This is a genomic window from Mesorhizobium sp. WSM4832, from assembly GCF_055811115.1.
The window spans coordinates 520,800-535,493 of sequence record NZ_JBVVQH010000001.1; the positions used below are offsets into that span (position 1 = coordinate 520,800).

Here is a 14,694-nt window from a genome sequence, read left to right on the forward strand (position 1 = left end):
GTGCAGAAATTGGTTGGACCATTGAACCACTTTAGGCTCAGCCGGCGTGACCGATTTCCTGCCCCCCATCCAGACGACGGCCCGCGATGACGCGGTACTGAAGGCCTTGGCGGGCTTTGTCCGGCAGGAAGCGCTGGGCCCCGGCGGCAAACTACCGACCGAGCGCATCCTGGCCGAACGCCTCAAGGTCAGCCGCAACACGGTGCGCGAAGCCCTGACGCGATGGGAGGGGCTCGGCCTGGTGGAACGGCGCCAGGGCTCGGGCACCTATCTCAAGACCGCTGTTTCCCCTGATATGCTGCACATGCCGCTGACGCTTGCCGGCGGCAACGACTTCACCGGCCTGATGCGCACGCTTGAAATCCGCCGTGCGCTCGAAGCAGAGGCGGCGGCGCTTTGCGCCATCCGCGCCGGCAGGGCCGAGATCATCGGGATCGAGCGCAAGCTCGACATCATGGAAGAGGCCTTCCAGACCCGCGCAGGCATGTCCTCGGAGGAGGACTGGGAGTTCCACCAGGCGGTCTACCGCGCCTCGGGCAATCCGCTGTTCGAGCAGATCATCGCCGCCATGCATGAGCTGTTCCATCGCTTCTGGGAGCATCCGCTCGGCGTGCGCGACTTCGGCCACGCCAGCTTCCCCTACCACCGCACCATCTTCGACCGCATCGCCGCGCGCGATCCCGATGGCGCTCGCGCCGAGGCGCTGAAGCTCATCGCCACCGTCGAGGACGATCTGAAGCGCGGCGCCGCCAACCTCAAGCTTTTGGACCGCAAATGAACGAGCACGCCTTCGACACTGCTTCGCTGGCCAGCGACTATCTCGCCGAGGCGGCGACGCTGCTCGCCCATGACGATCCGTTTCCCGGCAACGCCGTGGTGCCGCCGATCTACCAGACGTCGCTGTTCACCTTCGCCAATTATGCCGACATGGCCGACACCTTTGCCGGCAGAAGAAAGCAGCCGATCTACTCGCGAGGCGACAACCCGACGGTGATGGAGTTCGAGGCGCGCGTGGCGGCCTTGGAAGGCGCTGAAGCCGCCCGCGGCTTCTCCAGCGGCATGGCGGCCATCAGCGCCACGCTGCTCGCCTTTGTCGGCGCCGGCGAACGCATCGTCGCCGTGCGCAACTGCTATGGCGATGCCTACCGCCTGTTCGAGCGGCTCTTCCCGCGCCTCAACATCAAGGTCGACTATGTCGACGGTTCCGATCCGGACGCGATTGCCGCGGCACTTCCCGGCGCCAAGCTGCTTTATCTCGAAAGCCCGACCTCGATGCTGTTCGAGCTGCAGGATATCGCGCATCTCGCCCGGCTGGCGAAGGAGCAAGGCATCGTCACCACCATCGACAATTCCTGGGCGACGCCGGTGTTCCAGAAGCCGATTTCGCACGGCGTCGATCTCGTGCTGCATTCGGCCTCGAAATATCTCGGTGGCCACAGCGACACCGTCGCCGGCGTGGTGGCGGGTTCGGCGGCGCACATCAAGCATATCAATGAGCAGACCTATTCCCAGCTTGGCGCTAAGCTGTCGCCCTTCGAAGGCTGGCTGCTGCTGCGTGGCCTGCGCACGCTGCCGCTGCGCCTGCCGCATCACATGAAAAGCGGGCTCACCATTGCCGAGCGGCTGAAGGCGCATGGCAAGGTCGAGCGGGTCAACCACCCCGCCTATTCCAATCATCCGGGCAAGAAGACTTTAGCCGGCTATGCTGGACTGTTCTCCTTCGAGGTCACGGAGGATGTCGACATCCCGGCTTTCGTCGATGCGCTGAAGCTCTTCCGCCTCGGCGTCAGCTGGGGCGGCCATGAAAGCCTGGTCGTGCCGGCAAAGGCCTCGCTCGAGCAGACGCCGGGCATCAATTCGATGGCGCGCTTCGGCGTCAGCCCCCGAACCATCCGATTCAATGTCGGATTGGAGAATGTCGAGGATCTCTGGGCCGACATCGCCCAAGCCTTCGACAAAAGCAAAGCCTTCGACAAGTCAAAAAAATAAACGGATCGAAAATGGGAGTCCTGAACATGAAAAGACTGACCTTCATGCTTGCCGCCGTTGCCGGCCTGGCGATTTCCGCCAGCGGCGCGCTGGCCGACACCACCATCAAGCTGGTTGAGGTCATCACCAGCCCGCCGCGCACCGAATTCTTGAAGAAGCAGATCGCCGAATTCGAGAGCGCCAACCCGGGCATCAAGGTCGAGGTGGTCTCGCTGCCCTGGGGCCAGGCCTTCGAAAAGTTCCTCACCATGGTGCAGGCAGGCGATACGCCCGACGTCGTCGAGATGCCGGAGCGCTGGATGGGCCTCTATGCCAACAACGCCCAACTCGAGGATCTCGGCCCCTATATGGCCAAGTGGGACGACGCCAAGACGCTCGGCGACCGCGCCAAGCAGTTCGGCTCGACCGTCAACAACACGCAGTTCATGATCCCCTACGGCTACTATGTGAACGCGCTGTTCTGGAACAAGAAGCTGTTCAAGGAGGCCGGTCTCGACCGTCCGCCGGCAAATCTCGAGGAGTTCGTCGAGTTCTCCAAGAAGATCTCGGCGATTCCCGGCAAATACGGCTACTGCCTGCGCGGCGGCCCCGGCGCCTTCAACGGCATGCACATGTTCATGAACATCGCCGACGGCAAGGGCGGCTACTTCACCGACGACGGTGTCTCGACCATCAACGATGAAGGCTCGGTCAAGGGCCTGCAGATGCTGGCCGACATGTACAAGAACGGCCTGGCGCCCAAGGACGCCGTGAGCTGGGGCTTTAACGAAACGGTGACCGGCTTCTATTCCGGCACCTGCGCCATGCTCAACCAGGATCCGGACGCGCTGCTCGGCATCGCCGACAAGATGAGCGCCGACGACTTCGCCGTCGCGCCGCTCCCCGTGGGCCCGAGCGGCAAATCCTACCCGACTTTGGGCTATGCCGGCTGGGCGATGTTCGCCAATTCGCAGCACAAGGAAGAGGCCTGGAAGCTGATGGCGACGCTGCTCTCGCCGAAGGACAATCTGGAATGGGCCAAGGAAGTCGGCGTCGTGCCGATCCACAACGGCGCCGACCAGGACGCCCATTTCAAGACCGAGCAGTTCAAGGGCTGGTTCACCGAGCTCAGCGATACCTCCAAATATGAAATGGTGACGCCGCCGACGCATCTCGAAAACCTCGGCAACTTCGTCGACCAGGTGGCGATCAAGAACTTCCAGGAAGTGCTGCTCGGCCAGAAGCCGGCTAAGCAGGTGGCCGACGAATGGGCTAAGTTCCTGACCAAGGAACAGCAGGACTGGATGGCCAAGAACAAGAAGTAGCACAGGCCTTTCCCTTCTCCCCGTTCACGGGGAGAAGGTGGCCCGAAGGGTCGGATGAGGGGGCAGCGACTGCTTCTGATAGGTTGGCGCTGCCCCTCATCTGCCTGCCGGCATCTTCTCCCCGTGGAACGGGGAGAAGATGGCAGTTGCCACGCCGGCTCACCCCTCCAACGCGAGCACCGTATGACCTACGCCGTGTCCGAAATCCGATCCGCCGCCCGGCCGCGCAAGCAGCGGCTGAGCAAGGCCTCGATCGAGCCGTGGCTCTATCTTTCGCCTGCTATCGTCCTGTTGGTCCTGGTGCTGCTGGTGCCGCTGATCATAGGCATCAGCTATTCCTTCCGCAAATTCTCCGCCTTCAAGTCGCAATATGTCGGCCTCGCCCAATACCAGGCGATGCTCTCCGACCAGGTGCTCGGCCAGGCGCTGATCAACACGCTGTGGTGGACCGTCGCCAGCCTGTTCTTCCAGTTCTTCCTCGGCCTCGGCCTGGCGCTGCTGCTCGACAAGCCTTTCTACGGCCGCAAGGTGGTGCAGGCTGTTGTATTCCTGCCCTGGGCGGTGCCCTCCTTCCTGTCCGGCCTCACCTGGGCGTGGCTGTTCAACCCGATCATCGGGCCGCTGCCGCACTGGCTCTTCGCGCTCGGGCTGAAGGCCGAACCGACCAATGTGCTTTCCGATCCCGCCACCGCCATGTGGGGGCCGATCATCGCTAACATCTGGTTCGGCATCCCTTTCTTCGCCATCACCCTGTTGGCGGCGCTGAAGTCGATCCCTTCCGAATTGCATGAGGCCGCGGCGATCGACGGCGCCTCGCCCTGGCAGCGCTTCACCAAAGTGACGCTGCCGTTCCTGGCGCCGACCATCGTCATCACCGTCATGCTGCGCACCATCTGGATCGCCACTTTCGCCGACCTGATCTTCGTCATGACCGAGGGCGGGCCGGCCGGCTCGACCAGCACGGTGCCGGTCTACATCTATGTCAGCGCCTTCAAGTCGTTGGACAAGGGCTATGCCTCGGCGGTGGCGGTGCTGCTTCTGGTGCTGCTCATCGCCTACGCCATCGGGCTGATCGCCATCCGCCGCATGCTCGTGAGGCATGTCTGATGATCGCCGGCCGCTCCACCTCCTCGCGCATTTTCGGCGGCATCGGGCTCTACGCGGCCGTCGCCGCCTATGTGATCTTCGCTCTGTTCCCGATTTTCTGGACGCTGAAGATCTCGGTCACGCCCGAGCGCCTGCTCTATTCGGAAGGTATCACCTTCTGGCCGTCGCAGACGACGTTCCAGAACTTCGTCACCGTGCTGGAGGCCTCCGACTTCCCGCGCTATTTCCTCAACAGCGTCATCGTCTCGGTGTCGACGGCCGCACTTGTCACCGTCATCGCCACGCTCGCCGGCTACGCCATGTCGCGCTTCACCTTCCGCGGCAAGGCGACGCTGGCGATCCTTTTGCTTCTGACGCAGACCTTCCCGCTGGTCATGGTCATCCCGCCGATCTACCGCATCATGGGCGATCTCGGCCTGACCAACAGCCTGACCGGGCTGATCATCATCTACACCGCCTTCAACACCGCCTTCGCCACTTTCCTTATGCAATCCTTCTTCGACGGCATCCCGAAGGATCTGGAAGAAGCGGCGATGATCGACGGCTGCACGCGCGCCCAGGCGATGCGCCGGGTGATCGTGCCGCTGACCTTGCCCGGCATGGGCGCCACGCTCGGCTTCGTCTTCACGGCCGCCTGGAGCGAATTGCTGTTCGCGCTGATGCTGATCTCCAGCGACGAGCAGAAGACCTTTGCCGTCGGCCTGCTCACCTTCATCGGCAAGTTCGCCGTCGACTGGGGGCAAATGATGGCGGCATCCATCCTGGCGCTGATCCCGGTCTGCATCTTCTTCGCCTTCCTGCAACGCTATCTCGTCACCGGCCTCACCGCCGGCGCGGTCAAAGGATAAAAGATGGCTTCCGTCACGCTGCAACATGTCGAGAAGGACTATGGCGCGCTGCGCATCCTGCACGGCGTCGATCTCGAGATCGCCGACGGCGAGTTCGTCGTCCTGGTCGGCCCGTCCGGTTGCGGCAAGTCCACGCTTTTGCGCATGATCGCCGGCCTCGAAGAGGTCACCGGCGGTGAGATCCGCATCGGCGAGCGGCTGGTCAACGACGTCGCGCCGAAAGACCGCGATATCGCCATGGTGTTCCAGTCCTACGCGCTTTATCCGCATATGGACGTGTCCTCGAACATGGGCTTCAGCCTGTTGCTGAAGAAGGCCGAGAAGACGACGATCGACGGCAGGGTCGGTGCGGCCGCCAAGCGCCTTGGCCTCGATAGCTATCTCGGCCGCCTGCCGCGCCAGCTCTCCGGTGGCCAGCGCCAGCGCGTCGCCATGGGCCGCGCCATCGTGCGCGATCCAAAGGTGTTCCTGTTCGATGAGCCGCTCTCCAACCTCGACGCCAAATTGCGCGTCCATATGCGGGCCGAGATCAAGGCGCTGCACCAGCAGCTCAAGACCACCTCGGTCTATGTCACCCACGACCAGGTCGAGGCGATGACCATGGCCGACCGCATCGTCGTCATGCATGACGGTTACGTCCAGCAGGTCGGCCGCCCGCTCGAGCTTTACGACCGGCCGGCCAACGCCTTCGTCGCCGGCTTCATCGGCTCACCGGGGATGAATTTCTTGCCGGCCAAAATTGCCAAGGGCGGCAAGGCGGATGCCGTGCTCGCCGATGGCCAAAAGCTCGGATTGCCGGACGGCCTGCCATTGCAGGACGGCGACGTGCTCACCGTCGGACTGCGGCCGGAACACATCAGGCTGGTCGACGACGGCGCGCTGAAAGCCGAGGTCGAGGTGGTCGAGCCGCTCGGCCTGTCGACGCAGTTCTATGTCAGGCTGGCCAACCAGCAGATCTGCGTCTTCGTCATGGGCCGCAGCGACGTGAAGCCGGGCGATGTGGTCCGCCTCGCCGCCGACCCGGCGTCCCTCCACCTTTTCGATCCGAAGAGCGGCGACCGCATCGGCTAGCCCGCAAGCGCCTCCGTCCGCCAGCAGGCGATCAGATGGCCATCGCCGATATCTGTCGAGGCAGGCTCCGCCTCCCGGCACGCGGGCGCGGCAAGAGGGCAGCGGCCGGCGAATGCGCACCCGCCTTCGCCGGCGGTCTCGGCTGGAATTCCCGCCTGGCGGACAATCGCCGGCGCATGATCGGAAGATGCCGCCAGCAGCAGCTTCGTGTAGGGGTGGTTGGGTCCGCGAAAGACCTGTTCGGATGAGCCGGTCTCGACCAGCCGGCCGCGATAGAGCACGCCGATCCTGTCGGCCATGTAGCGCACGACCCTGAGGTCGTGGCTGATGAACAGATAGGTCGTGTCCTTGTCGCGCTGCAGGTCGTTGAGCAGGTTGAGCACGGTCGCCTGCACCGAGACGTCGAGCGCCGAGGTCGGCTCGTCCAGCACCACCACTTTCGGCGCGCCGGCAAAGGCGCGCGCAATGGCCGCCCTCTGCCGCTGGCCGCCGGAGAGCGAGCGTGGCTTCTGCTCGGCGGTCGCGTCCGCCAGCCGGACGGAGCGCAGCAGGTCGGCGACGCGTTGGCGCGCCTGGCTCCGGCCAAGGCCGGCAAGCCGCCGCAGCGGCCGGTTGATGATCCGTCCGATCCTGTGGCGGGGATTGAGCGTGCGGTCCGGCGACTGGAAGACCATCTGCACGTCGCGACGCTCGCCTGGCGCACGGCTTTCGGCGCGCGGCGCGACGGTCCTGCCGAACAGCTCGACCGACCCTTGGCTAGGCGTCTGCAGCCCGGTGACGATCCTGGCCAGCGTCGACTTGCCGGAGCCGGATTCGCCGATCAGGCCGAAAGTCTCGCCTTGGCCGACGCCGAGATCGACATTGTGCAGCACCGCTTGGCTGCCGAAGGAATGGCTGACGCCCTTGCAGGCGATGGCGGTCTGGCGCTTCGCCCCCAGGTCGGCTGGGCGACCCTGCGACTGGATGCGGCTCGTCGCGCCGGTCTCGGCCAGCCGGCCGTCGCGCTTGGTGAAGTCGAGCGCCGGGATCGAGGCGATCAGCGCCTTCGTATAGGCATGGGCAGGGTTGTCGAAGACATCGCCGGCGTCGCCTGTCTCGACCACCGTCCCTGCCTGCATCACCGCCACTCGGTCGCAGGAACGGCGGATCAGGTTGATGTCGTGGCTGATCAGCAGGATGCTGGTTTTGTGATCGCGGCGCAGGTCGTCGAGGATGGCGATGATCTCCGACTGCACGCTGGCGTCGAGCGCCGTCGTCGGCTCATCCAGCACCAGCAGCGACGGATCGAGCGCGATCGCGATGGCGATGTTGGCGCGCTGCTGCATGCCTCCGGACAACTCGTGCGGATAGAGATCGAGCACCCGCTCGGGATTGCCGACCCGCACGCGCTTCAACAACTCGGCCGAGCGCCAGCGCGCTTCCTCGTGGCGCACCGAGCGATGGCGCATGATCGTTTCGCCGATCTGCCGGCCGATCGTCATCGCCGGACTGAGTGCTGCGCCGGGGTGCTGGTAGACGGCGGCGATGCGGTCGCCCCTCAGGCTGCGCAGCTCGCCCCCCGAAAGATCGCGCAATTCACGCCCCTGGAACTCCAGCGCCGAGGCCGCAATCCGGGCATTGCCCGGCAGGTAGCGCAAGATGGCCAGGGCTACCGAGCTTTTGCCCGAGCCTGACTCGCCGACCAGCCCGAGTGCTTCGCCTTGGCCTACGCTTAGCGAAACGCCGTTGACGGCGGATTGCCATCCTCTTTTCCCACCATAGGCGATGGAAAGTTTTTCCACATTCAGCACTGAAGGGGACATCAAGACCTCGAAATCGCTTTCTGTCGGTGCCCTTATGAAGGGCAATCGCTTCCGCGAATTAAGTACATTATCTCTATAAAATTACTCGAATTGATGCCGAGCGCAATCTAGTCTTTTGCAAATTGGAGATTGCGGATCGCGCCGACCGATGCGGCGCCTCCGTCTCTTCCAGCAGATTTGCAAGGAGGCCGGCATGGCGCGAAACCAGTTGATTCTCAGCGCATTCTTCTTCAACCCGCAGGGCGACCATCGCATGTCGTGGCGCCATCCGCGCGCGCCCGGCCGGGAAGTGCTCGGCTTCGACTATTACCGCGAGCTGGTCCAGGCGGCCGAGCGCGCCAGGATCGATACCATCTTCGTCGCCGACCACGTGTCGATCTGGGATTCGGTGAAAAGCGGTGTCGCGCATTACGCCAATGCTCGCCTCGAGCCGCTGACACTGCTGGCGGCGCTGGCCGGCGTCACCAAGCACATCGGACTGATCACCACTGCGTCGAGCTCCTACAGCGAGCCCTACAACGTGGCGCGTATGTTCGCCTCGCTCGACCATATCAGCCAGGGCAGGGCGTCGTGGAACGTCGTCACCTCGGCCATGGACGAGGAGGCGCGCAATTTCGGCCGCGACGGCAATATCGAGCATGCCTTCCGCTACCAGCGCGCCGCCGAATTCCTCGATATCGTCAAGGGACTTTGGGACAGCTGGGAGGACGAAGCCCTGCTGTTCGACAAGGAGACCGGCTATTTCGCCGATCCCGACAAGGTCCATGTGCTCGACCATCGCGGCGCGCATTTCAAGGTGCGCGGGCCGCTCAACGTCTCGCGGCCGCCACAGGGCCATCCGCTGATCGTCCAGGCCGGCTCGTCCGAGGACGGCAAGAATTTCGCCACCGCCCACGCCGATGCGCATTTTGCCATTTACAGCACGCGGGAAGATGGCATCAGATACCGTCAGGACATCAACGATCGCCTTGCCCGCCATGGCAGGCGGCCCGAGAGCTTCAAGATCCTGCCGGGCATCCTGCCGATCGTCGCGGCTTCCGAAGCCGAGGCGCGTGACAGGCAGGACTATCTGCAGACGCTGCTGCCGGACCGCATCGGCATCGATCTTCTGTCGAGCTGGAGCGGCATCGATCTTTCGGCCTATCCGCCGGACGGTCCGCTGCCGCAGCTTCCGGACGAGAGCACCTTCAATGGCGGGCGCACTTCGCTCAACCGCGTCAAGCAGTGGGCCACGCAGAACCTGACCTTGCGCGAGATCGCCCGCAAACTCGCCAACAGCGGCTCGGTGCCGACGGTCGCCGGCACGCCGAAGCAGATCGCCGACCAGCTGCAGGACTGGTTCGAGGCAGGTGCCGCCGACGGCTTCAACCTGATGTTCCCGCTGCTGCCCGAGGACTGGATCAATTTCGCCGAGCAGGTCGTGCCCGAACTGCAGCGCCGCGGTGTTTTCCCGACCGAATACGCGCCTGGCACGCTGCGCGACCGCCTCGGCCTCGCCCGCCCCGCCAACCGCTTCGCAGAGCAGCGCGCCAATCAGCGCGCCGTATCCTGAGGGAGAAACCGTCATGACCGCCGCTCCGAGACTGCAGCCGCGCGAGGCGACCGCGCCGCAGCTGATCAATGTCCTGCACAGCCCCAAGCGCATCCGCGTCAAGTTCGGCGGCCGCGTCATCGCCGACAGCCGCAATGTGCTGGTACTGCGCTCCAACCACTTCCTGCCGGTCTATTTCTTCCCGCTGACGGCGGTCGACCAGTCGGTGCTGAAGCCATCTAAGCAAGGCCAGCAGCACGCTGTCGGCGGCGATACAAAATATTGGGATATCGAGGCCGGCGATCGGCGTGCCGCCGATGCCGCCTGGTCGTTCACGGCGCCGCCCGACGAGAACCTGGCGCCGCTCGCCGGCCGCATCGCCTTCACCTGGAACCTCGTCGACCAATGGTTCGAGGAGGAGGAAGAGGTCCTCGTCCATGCCCGCGATCCCTACGCGCGCATCGACGTGTTGCAGAGTTCCAGCCATGTCGAGATCTGGTTCGATGGCGAGCTGATCACCGATAGCCGTCGTCCCGTGCTGCTGTTCGAGACGCATCTGCCGACGCGTTTCTATCTTCCGCCGGAAGATGTACGGCTCGATCGGCTGAGGGCCTCGTTGACGAGGACCCGATGTCCCTACAAGGGCATCGCCTCCTACTGGTCCGGCCTGCTCAAGGACGGCTCTGTGCGCGAGGACATCGCCTGGAGCTACCGCGATCCGATCGCCGAGATGCCGAAGATCAAGGGGCTGATCGCTTTCTATCCGCAGGCGGTCGATCGCATCCATCTTGACGGCCAGCCGGTCTGATCCGGCTGAGCCATCTGCATTTCAATCCAGTTTCATCCCAATCCAGTTTCAAGAAGAGGCACAAAATGACCAAGCGCAACGACATCGACCCGCTTCGCAATCTGTCTGGCGACATCTGGAATGTCGCCGTCGACGAATATGCCCAGGGATTCCTGAAACGCCGCGACCTGTTGAAATATGCGGCGCTGATCGGCCTGACCGGCTTTGCCGCTTCGCAGGGGCTGGGCTTTTCCGGCACCGCGCGCGCCTCAACTCCTGGCGGCACGGTCCGTGTCGGGCTCGGCCAGCCAACCAAGGCGATCGATCCGGTCACGATCACCGATCCGGCCAGCATCGGCGTTCTCAGCCAGGTCGGCGAGTACCTGATCCTCGACGATCCTAGGGATGGGCTGCAGCCGAAGCTCGCCGTATCCTGGCAAGCCGACGAAACGGCCAAGCGCTGGACGTTCAAGCTGCGGCCGGGGGTGAAGTTCCATGATGGCCGCACCGTCACAGCCAAGGATGTCGTGGCGAGCTTCGAGCGCCTGGTCGATCCGAACAGCGGCTCGTCGGCCCTGTCGGCCTACAAGGGCATCCTGTCCAAGGGTGGCGCCAAGATCGTCGACGACGCGACCGTCGCCTTCGATCTCGACCAGTCGAACTCGAATTTCCCCTTCTATGTCTCTTCCGACGTCTACAATGCGGTGATCCTGCCGGCCGACTATGCCGGCGATTTCGAGAAGAATTTCAACGGCACCGGCCCGTTCAAGCTCGAATCCTTCCGCCCCAAGCAGGGCGCCAGCTTCGTGCGCAATCCCGATTACTGGGGCGACAAGGCGTTGCCCGACCGGGTCGAGATCAAGTTCTTCGACGACGAGCAGGCGCAGGTGGTGGCGCTGCAGGCCGGCCAGCTCGACGTCATCCCGAGCACCACGCGCCTCGAGCTGGCGATCGAGGGCAATCCCAACTTCAAGCTGCTGAGCGTGCAGGCGAGCTCGCATGACGCCGTGCATCTCAGAACTGACCAGTCGCCGTTCACCGACAAGCGCGTCCGCCGCGCGCTTGCGCTCACTCTCGACCGCGAGGCCATCGTGAAAGGCCTGCTCAAGGGTCGCGCCATCGCCGGCAACGACACCCCGTTCGCGCCGATCTTCCCCTCGGCCGACCCGTCGGTGCCGCAGCGCAAGCAGGACATCGCCGAGGCCAAGCGTCTGCTGGCCGAGGCCGGCGTGCCGAACGGCTTCGAGGTGACGCTGACCACCGAACGCGCCTACGACATCCCCGACTATGCCGTGATCATCCAGAACTTCGCAAAGAAGGCCGGCATCGACATCAAGCTCAACGTGCTGCCGCAGGACGCCTACTATGGTTCGGCGACCTTCGGCAGCTCGCCCTGGCTGGATTCGAACCTCGGCATCACCGATTTCGGCCATCGCGGCACGCCTGACATCTTCCTCAACGCGACGCTGAAGAGCGATGGCGCTTGGAACGCCGCGCATTTCAAGAATTCCGACTATGACGCATTGCTGGTCGACTACGGCAAGGCGCGCGACCTTCGGGCGCAGCGGGTCGCGGCCGGCAAGATCCAGACCCTGCTGCTCGACGAGACGCCGGAGATCATCAGCTACTTCTCGCAATACAGCCGTATAACCAACACCAAGGTCGAGGGCGTGCGCTTCACGGCGATCTCGCATCTGCTGCTCGACCGCGTTTCCTTCGTCCAGGCCTGATGCGGGACCCTCGAACCAGCTGGAGCGCCGGAACCCGATGCTGACCGGCCGCACCTTGTCGGCGCGCGCAGCCTCGCTGCTGCTCACCCTGTGGCTGGTCAGCGCGCTGGTCTTCCTCGCCGGGCAGGTCCTGCCCGGCGATGTCGCACGCGTCATGCTCGGTCCCTTCGCCGACGCGCAGGCCGTCGCGGCGCTGAACAGAGAGCTCGGCGCCGACCAGCCCGTGCTGGTCCAGTATTGGCGCTGGTTCAGCGCGGCGCTCACCGGGGACTTCGGCATCTCGCTGTCGATGCGCGCGCCGGTCGCGCCCTTCGTGCTGGCAAGCCTCGGCCGCTCGGCGGCGCTTGCCGGGATCATATTGCTGTTCCTTGTGCCGCTGGGTGTCGGTGCGGGCATCGTCGCCGGCCTCAACCAGGGTCGGCTTGTCGATCGGCTGATCGTTCTCGCCGGCGTCTCCTTCGGCATCGTCCCGGATTTCGTGTCCGGGCTGCTCCTGCTCCTGGTCTTCGGCCTGTGGCTGGACTGGTTTCCGATCACAGGCGCGGCGCCCGATGGCGCGGGCCTCTGGACGAGCGGCTACTACCTCATCCTGCCGGCTCTGCCGCTGGTGCTCAACCTCGCCGGCTATCTGGCGCGCATGACGCGGGCAGGCGTGATCGAGGCGCTGGCAGCCGACTATACGCGTACCGCGACCCTGAAGGGGCTCGATCGCCGGCAGGTCATAGTCCACCACGTGCTGCCGAACGCCCTGACGCCGACCATCGCGGTGCTTGCCACCCAAAGCGGCTATATGCTCGGCGGCCTCGTCGTGATCGAAGCCCTGTTCGGCATCCAGGGTCTCGGCAACCTCGTGCTGAACGCCGCCAAGTCGCGCGATTTCCCGATGCTGGAAGCAGGCGTGCTTGTCATGGCGACGATTTTCGTCTTGTCCGCCGCGGTGGGCGATCTCGCTCAGGCGCTGCTCGACCCGCGGCAGCGGCGGCGGGCGTCGCTATGATGGACCTTTTGGAATTCCCGGCACCTTCGCGTGCATCGCTTGCCTCGCGGGTCGTTCACAGGTTGGGCCGCGCCGTCCGCGGCCTTCCTCCGTCCATCATTGTCGGATCGCTCATCCTCGCCTTCTGGATCGCCTGCGCTCTGTTCGGCGACCGTCTGGTTCCCTACGATCCCTATGCCGAGGATTTCCTCGCCACGTTGACCCCGCCGGACGCCGCGCACTGGTTCGGTACCGATCATCTCGGTCGCGATGTGCTGTCTCGCATCATCGTCGGATCGCGCGACATCCTGCTGGTCGCGCCGCTCGCGACATTGGGCGGCGTTGCCGCCGGCACAGTCATCGGCCTGGTGCTTGGCTATTTCGATGGCCTGGTCGATGCCATTGGCGCGAGGCTGCTCGATACGCTGATGGCCTTTCCCTTCATCGTGCTCGTCACCATGACGCTGGTGGCGCTGGGGCCTTCGAACCTCACCGTCATCCTGGTGATCGCCATCGCCTATGCACCGCTGGTGGCGAGGACCGTGCGCGCCGCGGTGCGCGAGCAGAGGGAGCGCGAGTATGTCAGCGCGGCCCGCCTTGGCGGCGAGAATGCCTTCGCCATCATGGTGCTGGAGATCCTGCCCAACATCCGGGAGACGATCCTGATCGAGCTCGTCACCCGGTTGGGCTACGCCTTCTTCTCCATCGCCACGCTGAGCTTCCTTGGTCTCGGCATCCAGCCGCCCTCGGCCGACTGGGGCCTGGCGGTCGCCGAAGGCTACGGCTTCCTCACCGGCGGCAAATGGTGGGTCGTGGTCTTCAACTCGGGCGCGATCGTTTCTCTGGTCATGGCCACCAACCTGATCGCACAAGGGGTCGGCGCCTTCGAGAACATCGAACGGTGAATCGAGGCTTCGGGCTCTGCTAAACTCCTGTTGATTCGCTAGAGCATGATCCCGAAAAGTGGGAACCGGTTTTCGGAAAAGATCATGCTCCAACAAGAGCTGGATCGGCATGGCGTTTCAACGAAACGTCATCCCGATTCAGACAGGAAAAGGCATGAGCAAGGCTCTCGGCACATTCGCACTGATCACGGTTTTGAGCGCCTTGCTGATGGCGCTGTCATTGGCCGTGGCGAGGCACGGATATCCCTATGGCGCGTTCGGCGTGAAGCGCCTCGACGGCATCGCCGACGCAGGCTCCTTCTTGGCAATCGCCGCCGTCTATTTTTTCGGCGCGATGCTGATGATGATCCTGCCGATCCGCGCCGCCGGCGTCGTGCTGACCCATGCCGCCGACGCGGTCTTCTGGGCGACGATCATGCTGTTCGCGACCATCCTCGGCTCGCTGCTCGCCAGATGGGCCTTCGGCCAGCACGAGGTGCTTTGGGCGCTTTTCAACTGGCGTTTCCTCTTCGTTGCGGCGATCGTGGCCGCGCATCTCACCATGAACGAGCTTCGCCGCAACATCCTGCTCAGAAGCCTGTTCTTCGTCACCTTCGGCGGGATCACGCTTGCCTGCCTGTTCTGGTCGTTCTCGACCTGACGCG

Annotated in this window: 13 protein-coding genes; 12 read left to right on the forward strand and 1 reads right to left on the reverse strand. The window is 64.3% G+C overall.

The window, feature by feature from the left end:
• The first annotated feature begins 46 nt into the window (after positions 1–46).
• From AC0L2L_RS02485 to AC0L2L_RS02510, 6 genes are all read left to right on the forward strand, one after another.
• Positions 47–778: a FadR/GntR family transcriptional regulator gene (locus AC0L2L_RS02485; protein WP_473575941.1), complete on the forward strand. Its 732-nt coding sequence runs from the start codon at positions 47–49 to the stop codon at positions 776–778.
• The gene (locus AC0L2L_RS02490) at positions 775–1,989 is read left to right on the forward strand and encodes a PLP-dependent transferase (RefSeq protein ID WP_473575942.1); all 1,215 of its coding nucleotides are present in this window, start codon (positions 775–777) and stop codon (positions 1,987–1,989) included. Before AC0L2L_RS02485 ends, AC0L2L_RS02490 begins: the two co-directional genes overlap by 4 nt.
• Positions 1,990–2,015: 26 nt before the next feature.
• Entirely contained in the window at positions 2,016–3,293 is a 1,278-nt protein-coding gene (locus AC0L2L_RS02495; protein ID WP_473575943.1) for an ABC transporter substrate-binding protein, read from the forward strand.
• A 183-nt stretch (positions 3,294–3,476) separates the two neighbouring features.
• Positions 3,477–4,400: a carbohydrate ABC transporter permease gene (locus AC0L2L_RS02500; protein WP_473575945.1), complete on the forward strand. Its 924-nt coding sequence runs from the start codon at positions 3,477–3,479 to the stop codon at positions 4,398–4,400.
• On the forward strand, positions 4,400–5,248 hold the full coding sequence (locus tag AC0L2L_RS02505; protein WP_473575946.1) for a carbohydrate ABC transporter permease: 849 nt from the start codon (positions 4,400–4,402) through the stop codon (positions 5,246–5,248). Before AC0L2L_RS02500 ends, AC0L2L_RS02505 begins: the two co-directional genes overlap by 1 nt.
• Before the next feature lie 3 nt (positions 5,249–5,251).
• Complete coding sequence (locus AC0L2L_RS02510; RefSeq protein ID WP_473575947.1) at positions 5,252–6,319, forward strand: ABC transporter ATP-binding protein; 1,068 nt, start codon at positions 5,252–5,254, stop codon at positions 6,317–6,319.
• Here AC0L2L_RS02510 and AC0L2L_RS02515 read toward each other — a convergent pair.
• Positions 6,316–8,121 carry a dipeptide ABC transporter ATP-binding protein gene (locus tag AC0L2L_RS02515; RefSeq protein WP_473575948.1) on the reverse strand — a complete coding sequence of 602 codons (1,806 nt, stop codon included), beginning with the start codon at positions 8,119–8,121 and terminating at the stop codon, positions 6,316–6,318. The two genes, AC0L2L_RS02510 and AC0L2L_RS02515, sit on opposite strands and share 4 nt — an antisense overlap.
• Before the next feature lie 193 nt (positions 8,122–8,314).
• Between AC0L2L_RS02515 and AC0L2L_RS02520 the strand changes: the two genes are divergently transcribed.
• The 6 genes from AC0L2L_RS02520 (at position 8,315) to AC0L2L_RS02545 (ending at position 14,690) form a co-directional block, all read left to right on the forward strand.
• Positions 8,315–9,673: an LLM class flavin-dependent oxidoreductase gene (locus tag AC0L2L_RS02520; RefSeq protein ID WP_473575949.1), complete on the forward strand. Its 1,359-nt coding sequence runs from the start codon at positions 8,315–8,317 to the stop codon at positions 9,671–9,673.
• 13 nt (positions 9,674–9,686) lie between these two features.
• Positions 9,687–10,460, forward strand: coding sequence for a DUF427 domain-containing protein (locus AC0L2L_RS02525; protein ID WP_473575950.1), 774 nt, complete (start codon positions 9,687–9,689; stop codon positions 10,458–10,460).
• 65 nt (positions 10,461–10,525) lie between these two features.
• Positions 10,526–12,169, forward strand: a complete 1,644-nt coding sequence (locus AC0L2L_RS02530; protein WP_473575951.1) for an ABC transporter substrate-binding protein — start codon at positions 10,526–10,528, stop codon at positions 12,167–12,169.
• A gap of 37 nt (positions 12,170–12,206) precedes the next feature.
• Positions 12,207–13,166 carry an ABC transporter permease gene (locus AC0L2L_RS02535; protein WP_473575952.1) on the forward strand — a complete coding sequence of 320 codons (960 nt, stop codon included), beginning with the start codon at positions 12,207–12,209 and terminating at the stop codon, positions 13,164–13,166.
• Positions 13,163–14,050 carry an ABC transporter permease gene (locus tag AC0L2L_RS02540; protein WP_473575954.1) on the forward strand — a complete coding sequence of 296 codons (888 nt, stop codon included), beginning with the start codon at positions 13,163–13,165 and terminating at the stop codon, positions 14,048–14,050. The genes AC0L2L_RS02535 and AC0L2L_RS02540 overlap by 4 nt, the downstream gene beginning before the upstream one ends.
• Before the next feature lie 154 nt (positions 14,051–14,204).
• Positions 14,205–14,690, forward strand: a complete 486-nt coding sequence (locus AC0L2L_RS02545; protein WP_473575955.1) for a hypothetical protein — start codon at positions 14,205–14,207, stop codon at positions 14,688–14,690.
• Positions 14,691–14,694 lie beyond the last annotated feature (4 nt).